Below are 25,192 nucleotides of genomic sequence, written 5' to 3'. Positions count from 1 at the left end.
TACAGCAACCTAAGAACGAGGGAAATCCACTCTTGCATAAATATTTTTGATATGATAAAGAAACATTCACATTAGAAGTATAATTTAGCGTGCTAATAATGAGGTCTTATTGTAATGAATCTACATATTACTCACACACCAGATTCAGATGAAGAAGAATTTGTAATAGCAAGCCTTTGGAAACACAACGAACAGTATGACACTGTTGATATTTTCCCTCTCTTTTTAAATTTCAAAGACGATGAAAATAATATTATCGCTGGGTTAATCTCCAGAACCTGGTGGGGGGCATTAGAAGTTCAATATCTTTGGGTAAGTGAGAAATATCGTAAAAGCGGACTGGGTCGTCAACTCATGCAGTTTGCTGAAAAAGAAGCGTTAAAGCGTGGTTGCCATCTAGCTTACGTAGATACGTTCGAATTCCAGGCCAAAGGGTTCTATGAAAAATTGGGATACAAAGAATATGGAAACCTACCGGGATATGCGCACAGACATACTCGACATTATTTAGCTAAATTGATCCGTTGAATTAATTCCGGCCTATTAAGGAGGGCAGGATGCCATCATCACAAACAAACATGACTGATTATATTCGCAATCTGATTATTATGATGGAGTGTTTAAATGAACCATGGGGTATTAAAGACTTATCATCGCGCCATGTTTATATGAATAAAGCCGCTTATCTCTATACCAATACGCCAATGCGTTTTGATATTGAAGGGCGACTAGATGATGAATTTCCTGCCAGTTGGGCAGAACTTTCTGACGATTTAAAAGAACATGACAGGCTCACAGAAAACAGTGAGCAAAGAGTCACTGTCATCGAAACACATTATTGGTATGGAAAGAAAGCGCTGACGCCTTTCGTCAGCGAAAAGATCCCCATCTTTGATGAAAACAAGCGTTGTATTGGTACGATGTGGAATGCCAGACCGCTGGATACGCGGTCGCCACTCATCTATATAGACCAAAAGAAGCCAACTACGTTACAAACCGAATTAACAACCAGCATTTTCACTCAATCAGAACTTGATATTATTTTTCTGCTATTACAGCGTTTATCGAATAAAGAAATTGCCAGAAAGATGAACGTTTCACCGAAAACAATAGAGAACAGAATATATAATATGTATCAAAAGGCAGAAACACATTCCTTACCTCAATTTGAGGAATTTTGTCGCCATCTTGGCATCGATGGTTATATTCCGCATTCGCTCATCGAGAAAGGCATTCAATTTATATAAGAGAACATATCCCTATGGAAAAAATAGATGATTACCCCGTCAGTCGCGTTCCGCTGAGTGTCCGGCTGCCTTTTTTAAATGTGGCATTAGTCCATATCGGCATGTTAACCGCATTAGATCAGTTTATGTTAGGTGCGGTGCTTGGCCATTCCATGACGCTGAGTCAGGCATTTCTCGCCATCTTTATTGGCAGCGTCATTTTTGGCGTAGTAACCGTGGGGCTGGGCTACGCCGGGATGAAAGAAGGGATGTCGGGCAGCCTGCTCGCACGCTGGTGCGGCTTTGGCCGTATTGGTTCCGTCCTGATTGGGCTGGTCATCGCCGTGAGTCTCATCGGCTGGTTCGGCGTTCAGAATGCCGTATTCGCCAAAGCGCTCAACTTCGCGATGGCGGATAAGCTCGGTTTTGGCTGGTCTGCCGCCCTGTCCGGTATTGCACTGACGCTACTCGTTGCCTTCGGTTTTAGAGCATTACGCTTCACCGCCAAAATTGCCGTACCAATGTTTGTCATCGTCGTCGGCTATATCTCGATCATGACGCTCTCCGGCCACAATATTGCCGAACTGATCGCGTCCGCCCCTAATGGCGCGGCAATTTCTATTAGCGCCGGCGCAACAATGGTTGTCGGCGGTTGCATCGTCGCCAGCTTAATTACTCCAGATATGACGCGCTATTCTCAAACAGGAAAACATGTTTTCTGGATGACGATGCTGTCGATTATCGTCGGGGAATTTATTGTAAATGGCCTCGCCATCATTATTGCCCGCGCACTCAATACCGCAGATGTTGTGACGATCATGTCTCAGGCAGCTGGCGGCATCGGGCTGGTTGCCGTTATATTTTCGACACTGAGAGTAAACGATATCAACCTTTATTCCTCCTCTTTGGGAATCGCCAATGCCATAGAGGGCGTTACGGGGAGAAAATTACGCTATGTCTCGATCACCCTGGTGATTGGTGTCATCGGCACAGCGCTTTCCGTCGCCGGTATTCTGGATCGTTTCATTGATTTCCTGACGCTATTAGGCGTGCTATTCCCCCCAATTATCGGTGTGATGCTGATTGATTATTATATTTTACGCACTCACAGAGCGCTGCTCGACGCCAGCCGTGCCGAAGGCCAATTACCGGATAGCGCACAAACACCGCTAATTGGCTGGGCCGCTATTATTGCCAGCATTGTCGGCGCCATCGTTGGATTAGCCTTTGAATGGGGCGTGCCGGCGTTTAATTCGTTACTGGCAGCCAGTATCCTTTATTGGATAATAAAGCATTACACCAACAATTATGTGTATTTTAGGAAACTCAAACATAACCAAAATTTAAAATGAAATAGGTAACAGGAAAAAATTAATCTATAATCCAACCGACCTCTTCCTACAGAGGTTGATATATTTTTACTTAAGAGAAACAGGCCATGATGGCCTTGGGATGGGTCTTATTTATCAACAGAGAATTTCCACTTGAAATAATAAGGCTGATTAGCAATATTCCTGCTAGGAAAAGGATTTATGTCAAAAATAAAAACACTTCTCACGCCGTTAAACTGCCTACTCGTTTTAAGCGGTGCCTTAATGGTCAATACGGCAAACGCTGCTGAGGCTTGTGTCACAGGTAACTGGCAGGTGGATAATTCCATCACCGATATGCCTTCCGTGAAATACCAGACCGAGCATTTTGCCTTCCGCTGGAATAATAACGACGTTAACCGTAATGATGCGGTTGCCGCAGGGCAGAAACTGGAACAAATTTGGGATAAGTTTATTAAACAAATTCAGTTCCCCGAGCCTTATTGCAAGCAGACCGTGAAATATAAAGCCAATATTCACATCGATCCCACCTTTGGGCTCAGCGGGGGAGTTGCGGGCGGTGGCAGCATGGGGGTATGGATCGGTCCAGCGTCACTCAAGGATAACTGGGGGCTGGCGCATGAATTTACTCATGCACTACAGGCGCAAATCGGCAGCTTCCGAACCGCAGGAGGAGAAGACTACGTTGGCTGGATTTGGGAATCCCACGCGAACTGGATGACGCACCAGATGGATGAATTCCGCGGTACGTCAGCACACTGTTCGGAAATGCAGGTCAACTACCCGCATATTTATCTGGGTTCGACGCGTAACCGTTACTGCAACTGGTCGTTTATGGAGTACCTGAAGAATCGCTTTGGCTATAGCGCTATCAACGATATGTGGTCAAAAGCACCGAAAGGAGGCGAAAGCGGCCAGTCTACCGCCGATCCGCTGTCCGTTCTGCGTACCAACATGGGCTGGAGCCAGTCTGAATTCAACGATGTCTTCGGCGACTGGGCGATGCACAACGTCAACTGGGATTACATCGATCCAGACGGTTTTGACCGTGGTCGTTTTTATCGCACAACCTACGGTGGCTATGGTGCGCTACAACCCAGTCAGGATAACGCTGACCGTCTGCTGAGAACCACGACGCTTGAGCCGGTTGTCGGTGCCAGCGCCAACCTCCGCCGTTTCTCTGTCCCGTTCGATCAAGCTCCACAGCAGTTGGGCTACAACATCGTCCGGCTGATCCCAGAAAGTGGCGCGACGCAAATCACCGTCAAATTCCGTGGCATGGTGCAGAGCAAATCTGCCATTACCCGCTTCCCTGGGTTGAAGAACGATCCGGCAACGATGCCACAGCCTAATTCCGACTGGCGCTGGGGGATTGTCGCTATCGGAGCGGATGGCGTTTCTCGCTACAGCGAGCTACAACGCGGCGCCTCTGCCACGGTGAAAAACTTCACGATCCGTCAGGACGATCGCGGCATTTACATGGTGGTCATGGGCACACCATCGCAAATGCAGAAGATCAAATGGGATCAGGCTTACTACTCCCTTTACCGCTACCCGTGGATGGCTGATTTCACTGGTGTCTGGCCGGAAGGCAGCCAGCCTGGTGCGCCAAATCCAACCGCTAACGGCTCTCGCCATCCAAACGGCGGCGGCTGGGTCTCCAACGCAGCCAATGTTGCCCCTACCGCATACGTCGGGCCTTATGCTCGCGTCATCGGCGGTACGGTAAGGGATAACGCCAGAATTGAAGATCGTGCAACGATTCTGAACGGAACAGTAGAAGGGCGTGCTGTCGTTAGCGGCCTGACGGTGCTGCAAGGCAATACCGTCGTACGCGATAACGCGCGGCTGCATACGGTCTTCATGGGGCCGGGTGCGTTTGAACGCGGCATTGTACTGTCAGGCAATGCGCAGATGCGTGGAGATGCGGAAATTCGCGGTACTTCTGCGTCGCAAGGCGTGTTCTATGGCTTTATTGATGAAAATGAAGTCAAAAGCAGCGCAGCCGGTGCTTACCTGACCGAAGCCGTGCCAGAAGTGACGGCCGTTCCGGTCTACAGCACGAAGTAAGATCACCACAAAAAGGGGAACCGACTCAGAACCACGTTGTGTTGGTTCTCGGCTCCCCATAAATACACAGGCCGCCATGATGGCGGCCTGCTTGCATAGCACAGATTCTTAGAATAGTGCGCCGGGCGGTACGTCTTTATAAGTATTCAGGTAAGCCGCCAGCATTTTTTTAAAGAAGTTACGCACTTTTTTCACCTTATTGACTTAGCTCGTTATTCTGATTACGCGATGGAATTACTCTTGCCTTACGTGGCAGTGGGCTGCCTTATGGTGGTGAATTGTACAACCCCTATGGTTCAAAAGCCAATTTTTTGTGATATACATCACATAATAAAATTCACCGACACTTTCCCCTATTCCCGCCTGCTTCCCACGCTGATTTTCTTTTGTTGCGAATCATTACCCTCAGTGACCACTACGCCGCTGGCTATGCTATGCTCATGATGAAAGACGAAATTTTAGTCACTGTCCGTTATTAATTGAGCGCCATTCACTGTCGGTTAGCACACTTTTTTGCGCGCAGTCACCACGGTTTCGCCATTGGTTATTCGCTGATGAAGGCCTATTCCGACCCCCATGGAAACCTGGAAACTTAACCTCTTCTCTGCCTGGCTGGGATGCTTTTTCACCGGGCTGGCCATGAGCCAGATATTACCCTTCCTGCCGCTGTACATTGAGCAGCTTGGCGTTCACTCGCACGAATCGCTGAGCCTGTGGTCCGGCTTGATTTTTAGTTCGTCTTTTCTCGTCTCCGCCGCCGTCGCGCCACTGTGGGGAAGCCTCGCCGACCGTAAAGGCCGCAAGCTTATGCTACTGCGCGCCGCGCTTGGCATGGCCGTCGTGATGTCGTTGCAAGGGCTGGCGACCAACGTGTGGCACCTGTTCATCCTGCGCACGCTGATGGGGCTGACTTCCGGGTACATACCCAACGCGATGGCGCTGATCGCCTCGCAGGTTCCACGTGAAAAAAGCGGCTGGGCGCTGGGTATGCTATCGACCGGGCAGATCGCCGGTGTCATTCTCGGCCCCTTATTTGGCGGCTTTATGGCCGATTATATCGGGCTACGCATCGTCTTTTTCATCACTGGCGGCATGTTGTTTACCAGTTTCCTGATTACGCTTTTCGCGATAAAAGAGAGCGTGGTTAAAGTCACCAAAGAGAATCGGCTCAGCGGGAAAGCCGTCTTTGCTTCCCTACCATATCCAGCACTCATTATCTGCCTGTTCATTACGACGATGATGATCCAGATGGCGAACGGCTCCATTAGCCCCATTCTCACCCTGTTCATCCGCGATCTAACGCCCGGCACGGACAACATCGCCTTTATCAGCGGCGTGATTGCGGCCATTCCCGGCGTATCCGCCCTGCTATCCGCCCCCCGCCTGGGTCGTTTAGGCGATCGAATCGGCGCACACCGCGTTCTGATCGCCGCACTGGCCATCAGCGTACTACTGTTCCTGATCATGGCGGCGGTAAAAAGCCCCACACAGCTTGGTATCCTGCGCTTTATGCTAGGCTTTGCCGATGGCGCACTGATGCCGACCGTGCAGGCGCTGTTAGTCAAATACAGCAGCCAGCAGGTGACGGGCCGTATCTTCGGCTATAACCAGTCATTCATGTATCTGGGCAACGTACTGGGGCCGCTGGTCGGTTCCGGTGTATCCGCCATGATGGGATTCCGCTGGGTGTTCGTCATCACCGCCTTCCTGGTGCTGTGCAACACGCTCCAGCTCTTTTTCGCTTTCAGGAATCCACACAAAAAAATCCAGAGATAACTTTTTAACCGTGAGAGAGGATGAAAACCGCATTTGATTACCAAATCAGCCATGCGATCACAGAACTGACATATCGGTTATCTATGCTCCGACAATACCTCAATCAGATCGATTCATCTTATAGAGCAAACACCATGAAACACACGTTGTTAGCACTGCTGGTTGCCGGATTTTTGCCGTTCAGCGTTCAGGCCGCGGGAGAAAAAGTGACGCGCTATATCGTCACCTTCCCAGCCAGCGAACGTGTGGCGTATCAGGGCAAATTCGCTCAGAATTTCCCCAACGGTCTGCCTGTTGGCATTGGTTCCGGTCTCTATTTCACGGGTAAACAGGGTGATGACTTGATGTTCGTCACCGTCACCGATCGCGGCCCGAATGCCGATGCGCCGCTGGTCGGCGAGAAAGAGGCCAAGATCTTCGCCAGCCCTGATTACGCGCCGTTGATGATGGATATTCGCGTCAGCGCGAAAGCCGCCGAGGCGGGCAATCCTCGCCCGCTGCACGATACCGAGGGCAATATCACTGGCCTGCCGCTGCCAGCAGACTTTATCGGCACCACTAACGAAATGGCATTGAATGACGCACTGCAACCGCTCAGCACCAGCCAGCGCGGGCTGGACACCGAAGGAATTACGCCGGACGGCAACGGCGGTTTCTGGCTGTGTGACGAATACGGCCCGTTTCTGATCCACGTTGATGCCAGCGGGAAGATTCTGCAAAAATTCGGGCCAACGCCGGCGGATAACGAACACTCGGTTGCCAGCGGCTTACCCAATGTCATCAAGTGGCGTCAGCCGAATCGCGGTTTTGAAGGTCTGACCCGCCTGCCGGATGGCACGATCGTCATGGCAGTGCAAAGCACGCTGGATATCGACGGCAAAACCAAAAACAAAGCGCAGTTTACGCGCCTGGTGATGTTTAACCCGGAAACCCAAACCAGCCGCATGCTGGGCTACCCCATCAATATCGACCGCTACAAGAAAGCGAAAGATGCCAAGATCGGCGACATCGTAGCGCTGGATAATCAGCGTATTCTGCTGGTCGAGCAAGGTGTGGATAAAGACAAACAGATGCAGAACCGCATCTATCTGGTCGATCTCAGCAAAGCGAGCGACCTGACGCCGTTCGATGCCAACGGCAAATCGCCGGAATTTGACGATCTCGCCCAGTTGGAAAAGCGCGGCATTACGCTGGCGCACAAACAGGAGTTGGTGGATCTGCGTCAGCTCGGCTGGCAGCAGGAGAAAGTGGAAGGTCTGGCGCTGGTCGATAAACAAACGCTGGCCATTATCAACGACAACGACTTTGGCCTGCAATCCGTGTTGCAATCCCCGATAAAAGCGAAAGACAACGCGGACGATTATCAGGTGACTGCCGATGGCAAACTGACGCGGAATGGCAAGGCGGTTGATACGACATTGGCAATCAAACCGCTACAGAAGCCAGAGGCCGACAATGAGCTCTGGGTGATTCATCTGGCACAACCGCTGGAGTCACCTTTTCAATAAGATCTTACTTTTACCAAGACAGTGTTTAGCGCCTGCCCCCAAAAGCAGTGCAAAAGACTAGTCAATCCCAAAAAAATGGCAGGAATAACGTTTTATGCTCATTGATTTTTAATAAGAAAAATCAATGAGCTACTCCCAGACCCACTCACCAAACAGTGCAAAACTTATCCAGCACAATTTCCCTCGACACGTCCATAAAGAAAGCCTTATTTTCAACATTCGGCATGGCAATACCGCCAAAAAACACAATCACAGTGCAACGATGGCATCTCACAGCCCTTTTTCTCGTGGCCTGATCATCGACAGGTTATGGAAAAACCGGTGCAGTGTTGATCATCGGTGAAATGATGAATACACACAGACAGGGAAGTTAAATCACCATGAAAAAAGTAGCACAGCAGACGGACAACGATCACGCAAACACATCCACGGGTTCGCACACAGAAGCGACAAGGCAGGTGTCGTTGCCTCGCCGCCGCTTTTTACAGGCTGGAGCGGGTGCGGCTTTCAGCGGATTGCTAGGCCAATTCAAAGGAAGTTTCCTCACCCGAGCCATCGCCGCAGTCGCAACAGGCGCGATGGCTCCCTCCATTTATGCCGAAGATCGTACCTTCACACACCCCGGCCTATTACATACCGAAGAGGATTTTTCTCGTATTCGAGATAAAATTGCCAGAAAAGAACAACCCTGGACAAATGCCTGGACGCCTTTCATACAGGATGGGTATTCACAGCTGGGAGCGAATCCGCGCGCAACAGATAACCTCGTACGCGGCGGCGAGGGGCAAAACTTCGCGATTTTATATATCGATGTGCAACGTTCCTACCGTCTGGCGGTACGCTGGAAAATTACCCAAGATAAGGTCTATGCCGATGAAGCGTTACGGTATCTCAACGCGTGGTCTTCCACCCTACAAAGAATCACGGGTAACGCAGACCGCTGGTTAGCAGCCGGTATCTATGGCTACCAATTCGCTAACGTCGCAGAGATTATGCGTACCTACTCCGGCTGGGCGCGCACCGATTTTGAGCGTTTCCAAAACATGATGCTGACGATCTTCTACCCGATGTCGCGTAATTTTTTGGACGTTCATAATGGCGCAGACATCACGAACTATTGGGCGAACTGGGATCAGTGTGCGATTGCCAATATTTTGGCGATCGGCGTGCTATGTGACCGACCTGATATCTATCAGGAAGCGATTGATTACTACAAGTATGGCCAGGGAAATGGGGCGGGAATGCAGGCAGTGGTGCATTTACACCCCGGCTATCTGGGGCAATGGCAAGAAAGTGGCCGCGATCAGGGGCACACCACGTTAGGTATGAGTCTGGGTGTCGCATTCTGCGAAATGGCGTGGAATCAGGGGGATGATATCTACGGTTATGCCAATAACCGCTTCCTCGCTGGTGCCGAGTATGTCGCGAAATCCAATTTGTCTGATAGCAATGGCGGCTTCCTTTCCGTGCCGTGGAAAAATTACCGTAATCGCCACGGCCTGATGGAAGGGCTTGGCACCGTCAGCCAGGGAAATAACCGCCCGTGCTGGGAAACCATCTATAACCACTACGCTAAACGCAAAGGAATTGCGACGCCCTACGTTTATAAATATGTCCAGAAGATCACACCGGAGAATGGTGGCGGAGGAGATGGTACAGGCTACGGCACACTGCTATACACTCGCGAGTTAGCCGTCGCGAATGCAGAGCTGAAGCCAACAGGCTTAACCGCTTATCGTCGCGGCGACAGTATCGAACTTTCATGGTGGGGCGTCGTCGGAGCCACCAGCTATACGCTTGAGCGTTCAACCTCGGCGAATGGGGCATTCAGCCCAATCGCTTACGACATTACCGACTTATTAACCTATACCGATCAGGATATTATCTCCAGTGCATCCCGCTACGCCTATCGTGTTAAAGCGTTGGTGAATGGTGGAGAAACACAGGCTTCTGATGCCGTGAGCGTTGCGATAAAAACAGAAGAAATTTTTCATCTGGCGTTTAATGAAGGTTCAGGCACGACGCTGGCTGACGGCACAGGAAAATGGGAAGCCAGCACCTTACATGGCGGAGCCAGTTGGGGAACCGGGCCTGATGGTGCTGGCGTTGCGCTGGTGTTAGATGGGATCGATGGCTATGTCAGCTTGCCCGGAAAAGTGATGGAAAATTTAGGTGATTTCACCGTCATTACCCGCTTCTGTGCTGACGACAAGCGCACCTGGGCGCGTATTTTCGATATGGGTTCTGGCACCCGACGCTGGATCGCCCTATTGCCTTACAGCAATCTGGGTAAACCTTCGTTCAGAATATCCAGTTTACATGGCTACATGATGGAAGCGTTTGAACCTACCACCGAGACATTCCCCGTTGGTCGTTGGGTCACCGTCGCACTGACTCAGTCTGGCAATATCGGGATTATGTATATTGACGGGAAAGAAGTCGTGCGGAGTGAAACCCTAACACTGGCACCTTACCAGCTTGGTGAATTGAGTGCCGCCTACCTTGGCCGTTCACAGTATCCGACCGATCCCTACATGAAGGGGCGCTATGATTATTTCAAAATTTACGCAGGTGCCTTGAGCAGCACTGAGATTGCGGCATTATCCCGTTAAAGCAGGTAGACCCTCACCGCATGAATACATCAAATTCATGCGGTGATAGCAGCCAGTAAACAAGGCTCAGGCGTGCTCGAACCAGTCGCTATTCTGTTGCGCAATCGGCGTGATCGAATAGATCATTTCCTGCAAATGCTCACGAATCGCTTTTTCTGCGGCATCAGGATCGCGTGCTTTCAGGGCGCTAAAGATCAGGTAGTGCTGTTGGATCAGGCTGAGCGGCGGTGAAACCTGGCTCAGGCTGAGAAAACGCACGCGGTCCATCGTCGCTTTAATCGACTCGATGGTTTCCCACGCCAGCGGACAGTTGGCAATCTGCGTCAGAAGCTGATGGAAACTGTCGTCAAGACTTAGAAACTCACGCACCTGCTCATTCTGCGCGGCCAGTTCCTGACGGCGTAAGTTGTGCTCCAGCGTCAACAGCTGTTCTTCCGTCACCATTTCTGCCGCCCGGCGCACAATCGCGCACTCCAGCGCCTGACGGATAAAGCGGGCATCCGCCACGCGCTGCTCGGAGATCTTCATCACAAACGTGCCGCGCTGCGGCATAATTTGCACCAATCCGGCCTCTGCCAGCTTGATAAAAGCCTCTCTGACCGGCTGGCGGGACACATCAAAACGCACGGAAATTTCTTTTTCAGACAGCAGTTTACCCGGCGGAATATTGCATTCCACAATGTCTTTGCGCAGTACGCGATAAATTTGCTGATTGACTGGTTCGTTGTTGTTGATCTGAAAAGAGGTGTCCATGCCGCTGTACTTACCCGAGAAATTTACCGCTTATGATACACGCTTAGCGCAGCGAGTGTCAGTGTTACAACGTCTGTCGTGGGTGGTGAGATCGGGAGACACAGGATAAGGCATTGTCGGCACTCGCCTCATCCTGTGTTGCTTTATGATTACGGCTATCTAATGCGGTCACGCGACGGCCGTCGCCGTCACGCTTTCATCCTACCAGTCGGTATCCTGCAATGTTCCCTTCACGCCCTTCGCTAACAGCGACAGGTAGTGCTGCGTCACCGCATCGACAAAGACAGGATTCTTCGGTAAATCCTCACCGAAAATCGCCGTCAGCGCCAGCAATGCCGCAACCCGACTTTCCCCTTCCAGGCTACGTTGCACCGTTTCAGCGATCAAGTCTTTCAACGGATCGCTGATCTCAATCGGTTGTCCTTGCTCATCCACGCCGCCGACATAGCGCATCCACCCTGCAACGCCGAGCGCCAACGCATCAAAACGGCTGCCGCGAACCAGATGCCAGCGGATCGAATCCAACATCCGCTGTGGCAATTTCTGCGAACCGTCCATCGCAATCTGCCAGGTACGGTGCTTTAACGCCCGATTGCGATAGCGATCCAACAGCGCCTCCGCATAGGCCGCGAGATCGACACCCTGTGTCCGCAGCGTTGGCGCTTGTTCATTCAGCATCAGATGGTGCGCCGCCGCGACCAGGTCGCCGTCCTGCATGCACTCGCTGATATGCTGATAGCCCGCAAGGTAGCCCAGATACGCCAAAAACGAGTGGCTACCGTTCAGCATACGCAGCTTCATTTCCTCAAACGGCAGGACATCCTGTACCAGCTCCGCGCCCGCTTTTTCCCACGCAGGACGGCCGTTAATGAAGTTATCTTCAATCACCCACTGGAAGAACGGTTCACAGGCGATGCCCGCCGGATCGGCAATGCCCAGTTGCCCCTGAATGGTCTCCAGCGTTTCCTCGGTAATAGCCGGAACAATTCGATCCACCATCGTGGACGGAAAGGTGACGTGCTGTTCAATCCAGCGCACCAGTTCGACATCCTGCAACTCGGCCAGTTGCACGATCACATTGCGCGTGACGTGCCCATTTTCCGGCATATTGTCGCAGGACATCACGCTGAATGCCGGTAGCTGGCGTTCCCGTCTGCGTTTGATGGCAGCCAGAATCACACCGGGCAGGGAGCGTGGCTCTGCGGGTAACCCCAGATCGTGGCAAATCAGCGGATGTTCAGTATTCAACTGCCCCGTCGCCGGATGGTGGCAATAGCCTTTCTCCGTGACGATAATCGACACGATGGCGATATCCGGTGCGCTCAGCGCTTCCAGCACCGCGTCGATACCTTCGACTTCCGCATGCAGCGCGCGGGTTGCTACGCCAATGATCCGGCTATTCCAGCCGCTGTCTGCCATTTCGGATACCGACCACAGCAAATCCTGCTGGCGAATAGCCTCAATCTGCTGCTCGCCGCCAATCAGGTCGATTTCACAATAACCCCAGTCGCTGCCGTGTTCCGCCGCCAGCTTATCGGCACAGACCGCCTGATGCGCCCGGTGGAATGCGCCAAAGCCAATATGCGCAATACGTGTTTTTAGCAGGCGTCGGTCGTAACGCGGCACCACAGCCTGCGGTTTAAGAGTAGAAAATTCGCTGATACTCATCGTTATCCCTGATAGGTGATTCAAAAAATACGTCTACGCCCTAAATGATTCGAGTTGCAGCAAGGTCACCTCATCTGCAACTCGAACAATGACAATCTGAACGTTATGCTGCGTCGTCTAATGCATCTAAATCGCGATCTTTCACTTCAGGCATACAGATAGCCGCGAATAAACCAATCACCGAATAAGCAATCAGCATCACGGCAATCGGCCACCAGGAACCGGTCATGTTGCAGAAAATACCGGCTAAGACGGGGCCGAAACCAACGGCAACCAAACCACCCGTTTCTTTGGCAATCGCCATTTGCGTAAAGCGACTGCGTCCACCGAACATTTCCGCCATGGTGATATTTTCCAGCGCAAATAATCCCAGTACCGCGAAGTTATGAATAATGATGATGCTGACGATAATCACATTGACGCTATTCTCTTTATCAACAATAAGAGAGAGCATCGGGTAGGCTAACAATATCGCCGAAATATTCAGGATAATATAAGGTACGCGGCGACCGACTTTATCTGACAGCCATCCTAATAATGGAATCGTAATAAATCCGATAATAGAACTAATCATTAACGCGTCAGTAGGAATATATTTCTCAAACAGCAGCGTTTGAACCAAATATCCGGCCAGGAAGGTCTGAATTAACCCTGAGTTTCCCGCCTGACCGAAACGCAGCCCGGTAGCCAGCCAAAACGCTTTGCTTTTGAACATCGACAGGATCGATTTCTGCTCGCTTTGCTCAACCACCAGCGCGGGGGATGGCTCTTCAGTACCGGATACATCATTGCTGACTTTCTCAAAGACCGGGCTTTCTTTCAGGTTCATACGCAGCCAGATCGCGAATATCATCACGACGACGCTGGCCAGGAACGGTACACGCCAGCCCCACGCCAGTAATTCTTCTCTGGAGAGGGCAAAGAACATGAAGGCCCAGATAACGGTGGCGCTAAGCGTACCGCAGTTGGTGCCCATCGCCACCAGTGAGGAAATAATCCCGCGTTTCCCCTTCGGCGCATATTCCGCCAGCATCGTTCCCGCACCGGAGATCTCCGCGCCCGCGCCTAACCCCTGCACGATGCGCAAGGTCACCAGCAAGATCGGCGCGAAAATACCGATCTGCGCGTAGGTCGGCAGCACGCCGATTAACGTGGTACAGATACCCATCATGGTAATGGTAATAAAGAGCACTTTCTTTCTACCGATAGAGTCCCCCATACGGCCGAAAATAAAGGCGCCGACGATACGTGCCACGTAGCCAGCGCCATAAGTCCCCATTGCCAGAATCAGCGCCATCGCCGCCGATTGTTCAGGGAAGAAGATTTCATGGAAAACCAGCGCAGCCCCGAGCGAATACAGCTGGAAATCCATAAATTCCAGTGCGGTGCCCAGCCAGCCGGACACCGCCGCTTTGACTAAGTCAGAGGTACTTCTTGCAGGCTTATTTTGTCCAGATGCTATTTTATGCGTATTCATATATATACTCTCGACGATTTGTAATTATGGTAGAGCACAGTAAATAAAATTACCGTTCATCATGGTGTCGCAATCCACTCCAGTCCGTTATTAGCGGTCTGGAGTGATTAAGAGAGAAATAATTACTTCAAAGGAATCATGATATTATTTTGTAGTCGATAACGTTTTTCCTTTTATATCATTCGGTACCATTATTTATATCTGTCATGCTTCATTAAACGTCAGCAGGACTTTACAGCAGCGCTTTTGATCTTTTTCAAAGACCTCAATCGCCTGTACCACCTGCTGATAATCAAACCGATGGGTAATCAGTTTGGCCGGATCGATACGTTTCTCTTTCAGCCACGCAATCACAATAGGGAATTTGTTGGCATTCAACCGTGATGAGAAGATGGAAAGCTCTTTGCTGGTGATTCCCTGCTGGCTAACCTGACAAGGCTCGCTGGAAAAGCCCATGATGGCGATACGCGCCGCCGGAGAGGCAATCGTAATCGCTTCCTGCAAAATAGACGGATGGCAGGCGGCGTCAACAATCAGCGTAGGCTTGATATTCAAAGCTTCCAGCTCGTCTTTTAATGACAGCGACGCGTTGTTAATGACTCTGTCTGCCCCGCTACGCAATGCCATATCCAGACGTTCAGGAATGCGATCGACGACGATGACTTCCTTCACGTTGAACACACCTTTCAGTACCTGAACCGAGGTCAGCCCCATCGGCCCCGCGCCATAAATCAGAGCGACATCCTGCTCCGTCGGTTTCACCTGCGCGGTCACATTGGCGGAAATCGTGAAGGGCTCCACCATGACGGCGAACTCGTCAGGAATTTCATCGGGAATGACGTGTGCATTCTTCGCCGGTACGGCAGCATATTCGCTGAACCCGCCGTCACGGTGCACACCCAGCACCACCAGCGAGGTACAGACGTTCGGCTTGCCGATGGAACACGGGTAGCAGTGGCCGCAGCTCACGACCGGGTCGACCGAGACGCGTTCGCCCAGACGGGAAGCCTCCACGCCCTCACCCACCGCCTCAATCACGCCGAAGAATTCATGCCCGATCACGCGCGGGTATTTGGCAAAAGGGTTATGCCCGCGATAGATGTGGCTGTCCGAACCACAAATACCCGCCAGCTTCACCTTCACCCGAACTTCGCCTGCCGCGGGTTGCGGAATACCGCGTTCTTCAATCACCAACGCATTTGGCTGCTGTATCACAATGCTTTTCATGTTTTAGCCTCTTATTCCCCATTCCACCCTTACCAATTCCACTCTTACCAATTCCACAGCGTGCCGTCTTCCAGACGGGCAACCGGCAAATAAGCGGGGTCATAGGGATATTTGGCCGCCAGCTTTTCATCGAACTCGATGCCTAACCCCGGTTTTTCGCCTGGGTGCATGTAGCCGTTATCGAACGTCCAGCTATGTGGGAACACTTCCAGCATTTGCTCCGAATACCCCATGTATTCCTGTACGCCGAAATTTGGCACCCAGAGATCGAAGTGCAGCGCCGCCGCCATGCAGATAGGCGACAGATCCGATGGCCCATGCGAACCGGTGCGTACCTGATAGAGCGAGGCAAAATCGGCGATGCGACGCATACCGGTAATCCCGCCCGCGTGGGTAATGGTCGTGCGAATGTAATCGATGAGCTGTTCTTCGATCAGCTGCTTGCAGTCCCAGATGCTGTTAAAGACTTCCCCCACCGCAATCGGCGTGACGGTGTGCTGGCGGATTAAACGGAAGCACTCCTGGTTTTCCGCAGGCGTCGGGTCTTCCATCCAGAAGAGGCGATAGTCTTCAATGCTTTTGCCAAAGCGCGCCGCTTCAATCGGCGTCAGGCGGTGGTGCATGTCGTGCAGCAGATGTTCATCAAAACCAAACTTGTCGCGCACCGCTTCAAACAGTTTCGGCGTGAAATCGAGATATTTCTCCGTCGACCACAGCTGCTCTTCCGGCCAGTTGCCTTTCGTCGCCGGCTCATACGCCAGCCCTTTGCCCTTCGCCATGCCGTAGGTGGTTTTCATACCCGGCACGCCGCACTGCACGCGAATCGCCTTGAAGCCCTGATCGCGATGCTTGGCGTAATCATCCAGCACTTCATCAATCGAGTGGCCCGTGGTGTGGCAATACACCATCACGCCCGTGCGCGATGCGCCACCCAGCAGTTGATAGAGCGGCATGTTGGCAGCTTTCGCTTTGATGTCCCACAGCGCCATATCGACCGCGGAAATGGCGGACATCGTTACCGGGCCACGACGCCAGTACGCACCTTTGTAGAAATATTGCCAAATGTCTTCGATCTGGTGCGCATCGCGGCCGATAAGCTGCGGACACACATGATCTTTGAGGTAAGAGGCGACCGGCAGTTCACGCCCGTTGAGCGTCGCATCGCCGAGGCCAGTTAATCCGCTATCTGTCGTAATTTTCAGGGTGACAAAGTTCCGTCCCGGACAGGTGACAAATACTTCAGCGCTGACAATCTTCACGTTACTTATCCTTCTGTGCATGTAGCCATTCGTTTATGCTAACTACCATACAAGTATACTAATAGCGATAATTTGAATCGCCTCACATTTATTCACATCTGCAACATTTATCTAAAATCACTGACTAGAGAGGAGAGGAACTGGAGTACGTAGAGGGGAGATAAATCCTTTTTCCACTCATCCAGCTTTGCGAAACGTCAGGTTAAAACGGCATTCGTCGGACATCCCTTCCGGCACGTTACCGCTTTTCAACGGCAGGATGCCGTGGAAATAGAGCCGCGATTCGCCACCCCAGACCACCACATCGCCGTGCGTCAGCGCCACACGCTGCGCTTTATCACTCCGCGCCCTGCCGCCAAACAGGAACGTCGCGCTGAGCCCCAGCGAGACGGATACAATCGGTTGGTGGAAATCCCGTTCGTTTTTATCCTGATGCAGAGACATACGTGTGCCGACGTCATAGCGGTTGATAAGGCAGGCATCCGGTTCAAAATCAGCAAAACCGGCTTCGCTCGCTGCCTGCTGCGCCAGTCGGGAAAAAACCTCCGGCATAGCAGGCCACGCTTCTCCGCTCAGCGGATCGTGTGAGGTGTAGCGATAGCCACGTTCATCCGTCACCCAACCGAGCGGCCCGCAGTTGCTCATCGCCACCGACATCACAAAACCGCCCGGCGTCACCATCTTCCGCAGCGGCGCACGCGCGGTGACGGCTTTCAGCCCCGCAAGCAACGCCGGGGCGTCGTCACAGGCGCGACCACGCAGGATGACGGCACCCGGTGCCAGCGTTTCCGTCCAGCGACGCGGCGCTTCATCGGCAAATAAATCAAAATTCACGATAATGAATCCCCTTGCGGATGCGTGCACTGTTCTTTCTTCAACTGCTCTTTCTTCAACAACGCACGTTTACGCACAACGCCCCAGCGATAGCCTGACAGCGCGCCGTCGTGTCGGACCACGCGATGACAGGGAATGGCAACCGCCAGCCGATTTGCCGCACAGGCACCCGCGACCGCACGCACGGCGGCAGGGGCGCCAATACGTTCAGCAACCTCACGATAGCTCAGCGTTTCTCCTGCGGGGATCGCCCGCAGCGCCTGCCAGACGCGCTGTTGGAATGCCGTACCGCGAATATCCAGCGGCAGCGTCAGCCCGATAGCCGGATCGTCGACAAATCCGACAACCTGCGCCATCCGTTGCTCAAACGCCGCATCGCCGCCAATCAGCTGTGCGTTAGCAAACATCTCCTGAAGCGCGTTGAGCAGCAATTCAGGATCGTCTCCCAGCAGGATCGCGCAGATGCCTTTCTCGCTTTCCGCCACCAGCACCTCGCCGAGTGAGCAGCAACCAACGGCAAAGTGGATCGTCATCCCTTTTCCTTTATTCTGAAACGCCGTCGGCGTCATTCCTAAATGCGCCCCCGCTGCGGCATAAAAGCGCCCGCTGGCGTCATAGCCCGCCGCGGTAATCGCTGCGGTGACCGCTCCCTTTTCTGCCAGTTGTTCACGTAGCTGCCGATGACGATGGGCGCAGGCATACTGTTTTGGCGTCAGGCCGGTGATGGTTTTGAACACGCGATGAAAATGGAACACGCTGATCCCCACGGCTTGAGCCAGCACCGCCAGCGTCGGCTGATGCGCTGACTGCTCAATTATCCGGCACGCGTGGGCAATCTGCTGCGCCTGCTGTTCCTGCCGCGAAAGCGTCCCCTGACGGCACCGTTTACACGGGCGAAACCCCGCCGCCTGCGCCTCATCGGCCGTCGCGAAAAACACCACATTTTCACGCCGAGGCTGGCGTGATGCACAGGAAGGCGTACAGTAAATCCCCGTCGTCTTCACCGCATAGATAAAGCAGCCGTCAGCCGCGTGATTGCGTGTCACCACCGACTGCCAGCGCGAGTCAGCATCCTGAAACGGTGTATCGTTAAGCATCGTGTCGTTTTGCATCATATGCACCTCATTCCACCCACTCGTAGTGCGCTCCCCCCTCTTACTATTACTGAAAGGCAGCTCATGCGCTAACGCTAAACCGAAGCCACTTTACGCACACGTGCAACGCTTGCTTTTTCATTCGGATGTTCTGTTTCATACGAATAATCCTTTCCACATGGCGCGCCATGCGGCAATCTCCTATGCTCGTCTTCCGCCTTTTGCATTCTCATCACGGAAACCGTTTATGCCATCCCATCCGCCGTCGGATTTCACACAGCAGGCCAAAACCCATCTCAGCGCCATCAATACACGCTGGGCCAGCCTGATCGAACAGATTGGCGACTGTCGCCATCAGACCGCGCCACACCGGGAACCTTATGAGGCGCTGATGCGTGCCGTTGCCTACCAGCAGTTGACGACACGTGCCGGAGACGCGATGGTCGCGAAACTCCTGCGGGTACATGGTGATGTCTTCCCCAGCCCGGAACAGATGCTGGCCTGCTCCACCGACACGCTGCGGCAATGTGGCTTTTCCGCCCGCAAAGCAGAGACGCTGCACGGCATTGCCCAGGGTGCGCTAAGCGGTCTGGTGCCTAGTCTCGAACAGGCCACAGAAATGGATGATGACACGCTCATTCAGCAGTTGACGTCGCTCAAGGGTATCGGGCGCTGGACGGTAGAAATGTTTTTGATTTATTCGCTTGAACGCACCGACATCATGCCGCTCGACGATCTCGGTATTCGTCAGGGGTTACGCTACGCTTACGATTTGCCGGAGATGCCGAAACCGCGCGAGTTGCAGGCACTCAGCCTGCCATGTCGGCCTTATCGCACGGTGGCGTCGTGGTATTTATGGCGATCGCTTGAATTACCGGCGTATCAGAGCTTTAAACTGACACACCGGTAACACACGAATTAACACAAACGAATTAGCGCAGACGGGAGTTGGCCGACACCGGACGAACATGGCGACGGCGGCTCACAATGCGTTCCCGCAACGTATCGTAGGACCAGTTATACACCACGGTGTACGGCAGGAAGAACAGGAAGAAGCCGATCTCCACCATCAGCGCCTGCCATAGCGTGACGTTCAGCATCCACGCCGCCAGAGGCAAACCAATCAGGATAAAACCGCCTTCAAACCCCAGCGCGTGAGCGATACGGATCGGCAACCGACGCTTAACGCGATCCACTGGCCATAGGCGATCGAATATCGTGTTGTAGATCATATTCCAGATCATCGCGACGCTGGACAGCATGATGGCCAGCGCGCCCATATCGAAGAGCGGCTTATTCAGCAGCCAGGCACCCGCTGGCGCACAGATCGTCAACGCGATCAGCTCAAAGCCCACGGCATGGTACACACGCTCACGTAAGGTTTTACTGGTTTTGTTCTGCATAGCACATTCACTTTTATTTATTGCGAGTAACGGGTCAATTTTCGCCATGACTATGGATGGCATCGTATTACGGCCTTATTTTCATCGTATAAGGTGGTAGAGTAAAGTTAGATTCCATCGATAAAATCGATATAATTATATTGTCCTGAAGCTCGAATTAGTTAGGGTATAGATAACAATGCGATATTCACCGGAATCCCTGCTGGCTTTTGTAACCACCGTTGATGCGGGTTCGTTTTCCGCCGCCGCCCGGCGATTGCATAAAAGTCAGTCCACTATCAGCGCGGCCATCGCCAATCTGGAAGCCGATCTGGGGCTGACGCTGTTTGATCGATCCGGCCACCAACCTGTGCTCACGCTGGCGGGCAGAAAAGTCCTTTCTCACGTACAGGCAATCTTATCCGCCAGTGAGGAACTGGATGAACTGGCGATCCGTTTGGCCGATCATATCGAACCTCGTCTGACATTTGTGCTGTCGGACATCTGGCAAGCTACCCACTACGAGCCTGTCCTCCAGCGTTTCGCTCATCATTTTCCCGATATTGAATTTGAATGCCTGATTGCGGAAGGTGATGACGTGATTGATCTGCTGCAAATGAATCGGGCGCATGTCGGGCTACTGCGTGCTCAAACGGACTACCCGCCCGATGTGGCGGCCGCGCGTTTACAGGTAAAGACCGAAATGGCCATTTTTGTGTCGGCAGCCCACCCGCTAGCAACGGAAAAAAGCGTAACACGCAGCCAGTTGGCGACCGTCCGCCAGCTCTATCTCAATACCTATAAACGCAGCGATCGGCTGCAACCGGAAGGGATCGTCTGGTCTGCGCCGTCCTACCTTATGCTGTTAGAAATGGCGCAACAGGGGCACGGCTGGAGCATCCTGCCACGCTGGCTGGTGGCGCAGTACGATAGGAAAAAGCTGGTGGAGTTACCTGTCGCGGGCTGGCCGCAGTGGATTGACGTGGACGTTGTCTGGTCCAAACCCCATCCCCCCGGTCCGGCAGGGCTGTGGATGATCGACAATCTCCTTGCCCAACAAGAGAGTACGCCGCCATAACTCCGTCACTGCATTGGAAAAACCACATCCGTCATCACATAGGCCACCGCTCCGTGGCTTTTGTGATCGGCATGTTTTTTCATGAAGCGATAAAAAAACCAATAACGGTTTCTTTATATCGCCAATGAATAACATTAAAGATTAAATGGTTATTGTTTTTAATTTCACCATTTACTTTACTTAATGAAGCCAATTAAAAGAGAAATATTTTCACGCTAAACCATGCGCATTTTCCTGTGTTTTCTGCACACGGAAACCCGAGCCGCGTGGCGGTTTCGCACGTCTGTCACAGAAAAAATAATGCACGACATCATTATTATTGTGATGTACCAAAGTGGTACTTCCCGACAAAAAACCATACTATTATGGCGATTACTACTTTTGTATTCGAGACATCCCTGTAGTGCTGCGGTAATACGCCTTAATAATAAGATGCTGAATCCTATAAGGTGAAAAATTTACTAATTAATGCAATTGCAAGTGAGAAAAAAATGTCGAATAAACCCTTCTATTACCAAGATCCTTTTCCACTCAGTAAAGATGACACCGAATATCGCCTGCTGAGCAGCGATTTTGTCTCTGTCGCCCAGTTTGAAGGTCAGGACATCCTGAAGATCGATCCAGCGGCACTGACGCTTCTGGCTCAGCAAGCCTTCCACGATGCCTCTTTCATGCTCCGCCCCGCTCACCAGCAGCAAGTTGCCGATATTCTTAGCGATCCGGAAGCCAGCGAAAACGATAAATACGTTGCCCTGCAATTCCTGCGCAACTCAGAAATTTCCGCCAAGGGCATCCTGCCGACCTGTCAGGATACCGGTACGGCGATCATCGTCGGCAAAAAAGGCCAGAACGTCTGGACCGGCGGTAACGACGCCGAGGCGCTGTCCAAGGGCGTTTACAATACGTTCATTGAAGACAACCTGCGTTACTCGCAGAACGCCGCGCTGGACATGTACAAAGAGGTCAACACCGGCACTAACCTGCCTGCGCAGATTGACCTCTACAGCACCGAGGGCGAGGACTATAAATTCCTGTTCGTCACCAAAGGCGGCGGTTCCGCTAACAAAACCTATCTGTATCAGGAAACCAAAGCGCTGCTGACGCCGGGTAAACTGAAAAGTTTCCTGATCGAGAAAATGCGCTCGCTGGGCACTGCGGCCTGTCCGCCGTACCACATCGCGTTTGTCATTGGCGGCACCTCGGCAGAAACTACGCTGAAAACCGTTAAGCTGGCGTCAACCAAGTACTACGACGAACTGCCGACAGAAGGCAATGAACATGGTCAGGCGTTTCGTGATGTCGCGCTGGAACAGGAAATTCTGGAAGCCGCACGCGATCTGGGTCTGGGCGCGCAGTTCGGCGGTAAATATTTTGCGCACGACGTGCGGATTATCCGCCTGCCACGCCACGGCGCCTCTTGCCCTGTTGGTATGGGCGTGTCCTGCTCGGCTGACCGTAACATCAAAGGCAAGATCAACCGCAAGGGCGTCTGGCTGGAGCAGTTAGAGCAGAATCCAGGTAAATATATCCCTGAGCACCTGCGTGAAACGGGCGAAGGCGATGCGGTTAAAATCGACCTGAATCGCCCGATGGCCGAGATCCTGAAGACGCTGTCGCAGTACCCCGTATCCACCCGTCTTTCCCTGACTGGCACCATCATCGTTGGTCGTGATATTGCTCACGCCAAGTTGAAAGAACGTCTGGATAACGGCGAAGGCCTGCCGCAGTACATCAAAGATCACCCGATTTACTACGCGGGGCCGGCGAAAACGCCAGAAGGTTATCCATCCGGTTCATTAGGCCCAACCACCGCTGGCCGCATGGATTCCTACGTCGATTTACTGCAAGCCAACGGCGGCAGCATGATCATGCTGGCGAAAGGCAACCGCAGCCAGCAAGTAACCGACGCGTGCCATAAACATGGCGGCTTCTACCTCGGCAGCATCGGCGGCCCGGCAGCGATTTTGGCGCAAAACAGTATCAAGAGCCTGACCTGCGTGGAATACCCGGAGCTGGGTATGGAAGCTATCTGGAAAATCGAAGTTGAAGATTTCCCAGCCTTTATTCTGGTCGATGATAAAGGCAACGATTTCTTCCAGGTGATCCAGAGCGCCAAGTGCGTGAAATGCGGTTAACTCACTCTTACTGTGATTAGAGGTTAGTAGCTAACGCCAGCCGAGCGGGAGTAACGGATAGATCGTAAAGTCGCTGTAAACACGTCCATGTGCGCTCGGCTTGCGCCATCCATGGCGCAAACGCTTTACTCTTCTATTCCGTTACTCCCGTTTTCGTTCGGTAAATAGGTTTGTCTGCGGTCTACAGCGCCCCGATTTTCGGGGCGTTTTTTATTTGATGCCCAACCGCTTCGCCAGCCGATGCAGGTTGCCGCTGTCTAGTTCAAGTTCCCTTGCGCAGGATGACCAGTTGCCCTCATGGCGTGCCAGCGTTTGTTGGATGACTCGACGCTGATAGTCGTCCGTTGCTTCTCGCAGCCCCCCTTTGATGAAAGACGCTGGTGCCGTGTCGATAGCGCTCGACGCCCCTGCGGCGGCATGAACAGGCAGGGAGGGAAGCTCAAGATTGAAATGCTCACGCCCCAACAGCACCTCGCCCGATTCCTGTCCTGCTCTCGCCAGCACGGTGGCACGGTAAATGGCGTGTTCCAGCTCGCGCACATTCCCCGGCCAGTCGTACTGTTCCAATAGCGCGCCCGCGTCGGCCGTTAACGCCAGACGCGCCAGCCCCAGTTGCACGCGGCTGCGCTCACAGAAGAACCCCGCCAACAGCGCCACATCCTGACGACGCTCGCGCAGCGGCGGTACGGATAGCGGGAACACGCTCAGACGGTGGAACAAGTCAGCACGAAAAGCGCCATCCAGCACCGCCTGCCGCAAGTCACGGTTGGTCGCCGCCAGCACGCGCACGTTCACTTTCAGGCTATTGTCATCACCCACGCGCTGGAGATCGCCGTACTGCAATACGCGCAGCAGCTTCGCCTGTAGCGTCAGCGACAGTTCGCCAATCTCATCCAGAAACAGCGTGCCGTTATCCGCCATTTCAAACTTGCCGGTGCGATGATGGATCGCTCCGGTAAACGCGCCCTTCACATGACCAAACAGCTCACTCTCCGCCACCGATTCCGGTAGCGCGGCGCAGTTCAGATAGACCAGAGGATGCGCTGCCCGGCAGGAACCGCGATGAATCGCCCGCGCCACCAGCTCTTTACCGACGCCGGTTTCTCCCATAATCAGCACGTTCAGATCGGAACCCGCGACAATATCGACTTCCTTCTTAAGCCGCTGCATCGGTTCCGACAGCCCTACCATTTCCTCCACGCTTTCCGCTGCCGGACTTTCGGCACGCACCGGGGCGGGCAACTGTCGCTCAAGACGTTCCATCAACAGCGCATTGCTCAGCGCCGCCGCCGCCATCGCCCCCACCAGCCGCAGTTCTTCATCGCTAAAATGGTCGAACTGACAGGGATCCATGCCGTCCACAGTCAGCGCACCGATCAGATTCTGATTAGCAAACAGCGGCAAGCCGACGCAAGCATGCACCTTAAGATCTTCCTGACTGGGGATCAGGCCGTCATAGGGATCGGGAAGCTGGCTATCTGCCGGAAAGCGCACCACATCGCCCGCACGGGCAATGGCCTCCAGACGGGGATGATCGGACAGGCGAAAGCGTCGCCCCAGCACGTCCGGCGCCAGACCGTCGATCGCCAACGGGCGAAACAGCTGATTTTCATAACGCAGCAGCGCCGAGGCATCACAGCGCAACAGCTGGCGCAGGCTGTTAATCAAGCGCTGAAAACGATCCTGATTCGATAGCCCCATTTGCAACTCGATAGCGATACGGGCAAGGGCATTAATGGAGAGTGTCATGGTGTGTCCTAAT

At 52.9% G+C, this 25,192-nt stretch carries 20 protein-coding genes; 10 read left to right on the top strand and 10 right to left on the bottom strand.

Annotated features, from left to right (window positions below; translation table 11 throughout):
* Positions 1 to 114 precede the first annotated feature (114 nt).
* The 4 genes from LCF41_RS04555 (at position 115) to LCF41_RS04540 (ending at position 4,627) form a co-directional block, all read left to right on the top strand.
* On the top strand, positions 115 to 528 hold the full coding sequence (locus tag LCF41_RS04555; protein ID WP_225087074.1) for a GNAT family N-acetyltransferase: 414 nt from the start codon (positions 115 to 117) through the stop codon (positions 526 to 528).
* Between the two features lie 29 nt (positions 529 to 557).
* Positions 558 to 1,247: a helix-turn-helix transcriptional regulator gene (locus LCF41_RS04550; protein ID WP_225087073.1), complete on the top strand. Its 690-nt coding sequence runs from the start codon at positions 558 to 560 to the stop codon at positions 1,245 to 1,247.
* Between the two features lie 14 nt (positions 1,248 to 1,261).
* Complete coding sequence (locus LCF41_RS04545; RefSeq protein WP_225087072.1) at positions 1,262 to 2,578, top strand: purine-cytosine permease family protein; 1,317 nt, start codon at positions 1,262 to 1,264, stop codon at positions 2,576 to 2,578.
* 180 nt (positions 2,579 to 2,758) lie between these two features.
* The gene (locus LCF41_RS04540) at positions 2,759 to 4,627 is read left to right on the top strand and encodes an Svx/AvrXca family virulence/avirulence protein (RefSeq protein ID WP_225087071.1); all 1,869 of its coding nucleotides are present in this window, start codon (positions 2,759 to 2,761) and stop codon (positions 4,625 to 4,627) included.
* 108 nt (positions 4,628 to 4,735) lie between these two features.
* Here the strand turns inward: LCF41_RS04540 and azuC are convergent, their stop codons facing one another.
* Entirely contained in the window at positions 4,736 to 4,792 is a 57-nt protein-coding gene (gene azuC, locus LCF41_RS22405) for a stress response protein AzuC (RefSeq protein ID WP_125176151.1), read from the bottom strand.
* Positions 4,793 to 5,203: 411 nt separating this feature from the next.
* Here azuC and LCF41_RS04530 point away from each other — a divergent pair, with 411 nt between their 5' ends.
* The 3 genes from LCF41_RS04530 (at position 5,204) to LCF41_RS04520 (ending at position 10,523) form a co-directional block, all read left to right on the top strand.
* On the top strand, positions 5,204 to 6,403 hold the full coding sequence (locus tag LCF41_RS04530) for a multidrug efflux MFS transporter (protein WP_225087070.1): 1,200 nt from the start codon (positions 5,204 to 5,206) through the stop codon (positions 6,401 to 6,403).
* Positions 6,404 to 6,537: 134 nt separating this feature from the next.
* Entirely contained in the window at positions 6,538 to 7,911 is a 1,374-nt protein-coding gene (locus LCF41_RS04525; RefSeq protein WP_225088098.1) for an esterase-like activity of phytase family protein, read from the top strand.
* A gap of 380 nt (positions 7,912 to 8,291) precedes the next feature.
* The gene (locus LCF41_RS04520; protein WP_225087069.1) at positions 8,292 to 10,523 is read left to right on the top strand and encodes a LamG-like jellyroll fold domain-containing protein; all 2,232 of its coding nucleotides are present in this window, start codon (positions 8,292 to 8,294) and stop codon (positions 10,521 to 10,523) included.
* 66 nt (positions 10,524 to 10,589) lie between these two features.
* On the opposite strand, the gene LCF41_RS04515 is transcribed toward LCF41_RS04520, so the two are convergent.
* The 7 genes from LCF41_RS04515 to ada form a co-directional block, all read right to left on the bottom strand.
* Positions 10,590 to 11,276: a GntR family transcriptional regulator gene (locus tag LCF41_RS04515; RefSeq protein ID WP_039472085.1), complete on the bottom strand. Its 687-nt coding sequence runs from the start codon at positions 11,274 to 11,276 to the stop codon at positions 10,590 to 10,592.
* Between the two features lie 201 nt (positions 11,277 to 11,477).
* Positions 11,478 to 12,944 carry a mannitol dehydrogenase family protein gene (locus LCF41_RS04510; RefSeq protein WP_225087068.1) on the bottom strand — a complete coding sequence of 489 codons (1,467 nt, stop codon included), beginning with the start codon at positions 12,942 to 12,944 and terminating at the stop codon, positions 11,478 to 11,480.
* Positions 12,945 to 13,047: 103 nt separating this feature from the next.
* The gene (locus LCF41_RS04505; RefSeq protein WP_225087067.1) at positions 13,048 to 14,421 is read right to left on the bottom strand and encodes an MFS transporter; all 1,374 of its coding nucleotides are present in this window, start codon (positions 14,419 to 14,421) and stop codon (positions 13,048 to 13,050) included.
* A gap of 204 nt (positions 14,422 to 14,625) precedes the next feature.
* Entirely contained in the window at positions 14,626 to 15,648 is a 1,023-nt protein-coding gene (locus LCF41_RS04500) for a Zn-dependent oxidoreductase (RefSeq protein WP_225087066.1), read from the bottom strand.
* Positions 15,649 to 15,692: 44 nt separating this feature from the next.
* On the bottom strand, positions 15,693 to 16,907 hold the full coding sequence (manD, locus tag LCF41_RS04495; protein ID WP_180743348.1) for a D-mannonate dehydratase ManD: 1,215 nt from the start codon (positions 16,905 to 16,907) through the stop codon (positions 15,693 to 15,695).
* A 177-nt stretch (positions 16,908 to 17,084) separates the two neighbouring features.
* The gene (gene alkB, locus LCF41_RS04490) at positions 17,085 to 17,741 is read right to left on the bottom strand and encodes a DNA oxidative demethylase AlkB (RefSeq protein WP_225087065.1); all 657 of its coding nucleotides are present in this window, start codon (positions 17,739 to 17,741) and stop codon (positions 17,085 to 17,087) included.
* Positions 17,738 to 18,853, bottom strand: a complete 1,116-nt coding sequence (gene ada, locus LCF41_RS04485) for a bifunctional DNA-binding transcriptional regulator/O6-methylguanine-DNA methyltransferase Ada (RefSeq protein ID WP_225088097.1) — start codon at positions 18,851 to 18,853, stop codon at positions 17,738 to 17,740. Before ada ends, alkB begins: the two co-directional genes overlap by 4 nt.
* 229 nt (positions 18,854 to 19,082) lie before the next feature.
* On the opposite strand from ada, the gene LCF41_RS04480 reads away from it, so the two are divergent.
* Positions 19,083 to 19,745, top strand: coding sequence for a DNA-3-methyladenine glycosylase family protein (locus LCF41_RS04480; protein ID WP_225087064.1), 663 nt, complete (start codon positions 19,083 to 19,085; stop codon positions 19,743 to 19,745).
* 22 nt (positions 19,746 to 19,767) lie between these two features.
* On the opposite strand, the gene LCF41_RS04475 is transcribed toward LCF41_RS04480, so the two are convergent.
* Complete coding sequence (locus tag LCF41_RS04475; protein WP_225087063.1) at positions 19,768 to 20,238, bottom strand: multidrug/biocide efflux PACE transporter; 471 nt, start codon at positions 20,236 to 20,238, stop codon at positions 19,768 to 19,770.
* A gap of 178 nt (positions 20,239 to 20,416) precedes the next feature.
* On the opposite strand from LCF41_RS04475, the gene LCF41_RS04470 reads away from it, so the two are divergent.
* Entirely contained in the window at positions 20,417 to 21,295 is an 879-nt protein-coding gene (locus tag LCF41_RS04470; RefSeq protein ID WP_225087062.1) for a LysR family transcriptional regulator, read from the top strand.
* A gap of 491 nt (positions 21,296 to 21,786) precedes the next feature.
* Complete coding sequence (gene fumA, locus LCF41_RS04465) at positions 21,787 to 23,430, top strand: class I fumarate hydratase FumA (RefSeq protein WP_225087061.1); 1,644 nt, start codon at positions 21,787 to 21,789, stop codon at positions 23,428 to 23,430.
* Between the two features lie 210 nt (positions 23,431 to 23,640).
* Here fumA and norR read toward each other — a convergent pair whose 3' ends face one another.
* Complete coding sequence (gene norR, locus LCF41_RS04460; RefSeq protein WP_225087060.1) at positions 23,641 to 25,179, bottom strand: nitric oxide reductase transcriptional regulator NorR; 1,539 nt, start codon at positions 25,177 to 25,179, stop codon at positions 23,641 to 23,643.
* Positions 25,180 to 25,192: the final 13 nt, after the last annotated feature.

This window comes from Pectobacterium colocasium (assembly GCF_020181655.1).
In the GTDB taxonomy this organism is placed as follows: domain Bacteria; phylum Pseudomonadota; class Gammaproteobacteria; order Enterobacterales; family Enterobacteriaceae; genus Pectobacterium; species Pectobacterium colocasium.
The sequence above is the reverse complement of the archived record's forward strand: the minus strand, read 5'-3'. Positions and strand labels throughout refer to the sequence as shown.

What these genes read in the sequence shown, in the direction of transcription:
- LCF41_RS04555 (WP_225087074.1), top strand. Translation starts at nt 115, where the DNA reads ATGAATCTACATATTACTCACACACCAGATTCAGATGAAGAAGAATTT.
- LCF41_RS04550 (WP_225087073.1), top strand. Translation starts at nt 558, where the DNA reads ATGCCATCATCACAAACAAACATGACTGATTATATTCGCAATCTGATT.
- LCF41_RS04545 (WP_225087072.1), top strand. Translation starts at nt 1,262, where the DNA reads ATGGAAAAAATAGATGATTACCCCGTCAGTCGCGTTCCGCTGAGTGTC.
- LCF41_RS04540 (WP_225087071.1), top strand. Translation starts at nt 2,759, where the DNA reads ATGTCAAAAATAAAAACACTTCTCACGCCGTTAAACTGCCTACTCGTT.
- LCF41_RS04530 (WP_225087070.1), top strand. Translation starts at nt 5,204, where the DNA reads ATGGAAACCTGGAAACTTAACCTCTTCTCTGCCTGGCTGGGATGCTTT.
- LCF41_RS04525 (WP_225088098.1), top strand. Translation starts at nt 6,538, where the DNA reads ATGAAACACACGTTGTTAGCACTGCTGGTTGCCGGATTTTTGCCGTTC.
- LCF41_RS04520 (WP_225087069.1), top strand. Translation starts at nt 8,292, where the DNA reads ATGAAAAAAGTAGCACAGCAGACGGACAACGATCACGCAAACACATCC.
- LCF41_RS04515 (WP_039472085.1), bottom strand. Translation starts at nt 11,276, where the DNA reads ATGGACACCTCTTTTCAGATCAACAACAACGAACCAGTCAATCAGCAA.
- LCF41_RS04510 (WP_225087068.1), bottom strand. Translation starts at nt 12,944, where the DNA reads ATGAGTATCAGCGAATTTTCTACTCTTAAACCGCAGGCTGTGGTGCCG.
- LCF41_RS04505 (WP_225087067.1), bottom strand. Translation starts at nt 14,421, where the DNA reads ATGAATACGCATAAAATAGCATCTGGACAAAATAAGCCTGCAAGAAGT.
- LCF41_RS04500 (WP_225087066.1), bottom strand. Translation starts at nt 15,648, where the DNA reads ATGAAAAGCATTGTGATACAGCAGCCAAATGCGTTGGTGATTGAAGAA.
- ada (WP_225088097.1), bottom strand. Translation starts at nt 18,853, where the DNA reads ATGCAAAACGACACGATGCTTAACGATACACCGTTTCAGGATGCTGAC.
- LCF41_RS04480 (WP_225087064.1), top strand. Translation starts at nt 19,083, where the DNA reads ATGCCATCCCATCCGCCGTCGGATTTCACACAGCAGGCCAAAACCCAT.
- LCF41_RS04475 (WP_225087063.1), bottom strand. Translation starts at nt 20,238, where the DNA reads ATGCAGAACAAAACCAGTAAAACCTTACGTGAGCGTGTGTACCATGCC.
- LCF41_RS04470 (WP_225087062.1), top strand. Translation starts at nt 20,417, where the DNA reads ATGCGATATTCACCGGAATCCCTGCTGGCTTTTGTAACCACCGTTGAT.
- fumA (WP_225087061.1), top strand. Translation starts at nt 21,787, where the DNA reads ATGTCGAATAAACCCTTCTATTACCAAGATCCTTTTCCACTCAGTAAA.
- norR (WP_225087060.1), bottom strand. Translation starts at nt 25,179, where the DNA reads ATGACACTCTCCATTAATGCCCTTGCCCGTATCGCTATCGAGTTGCAA.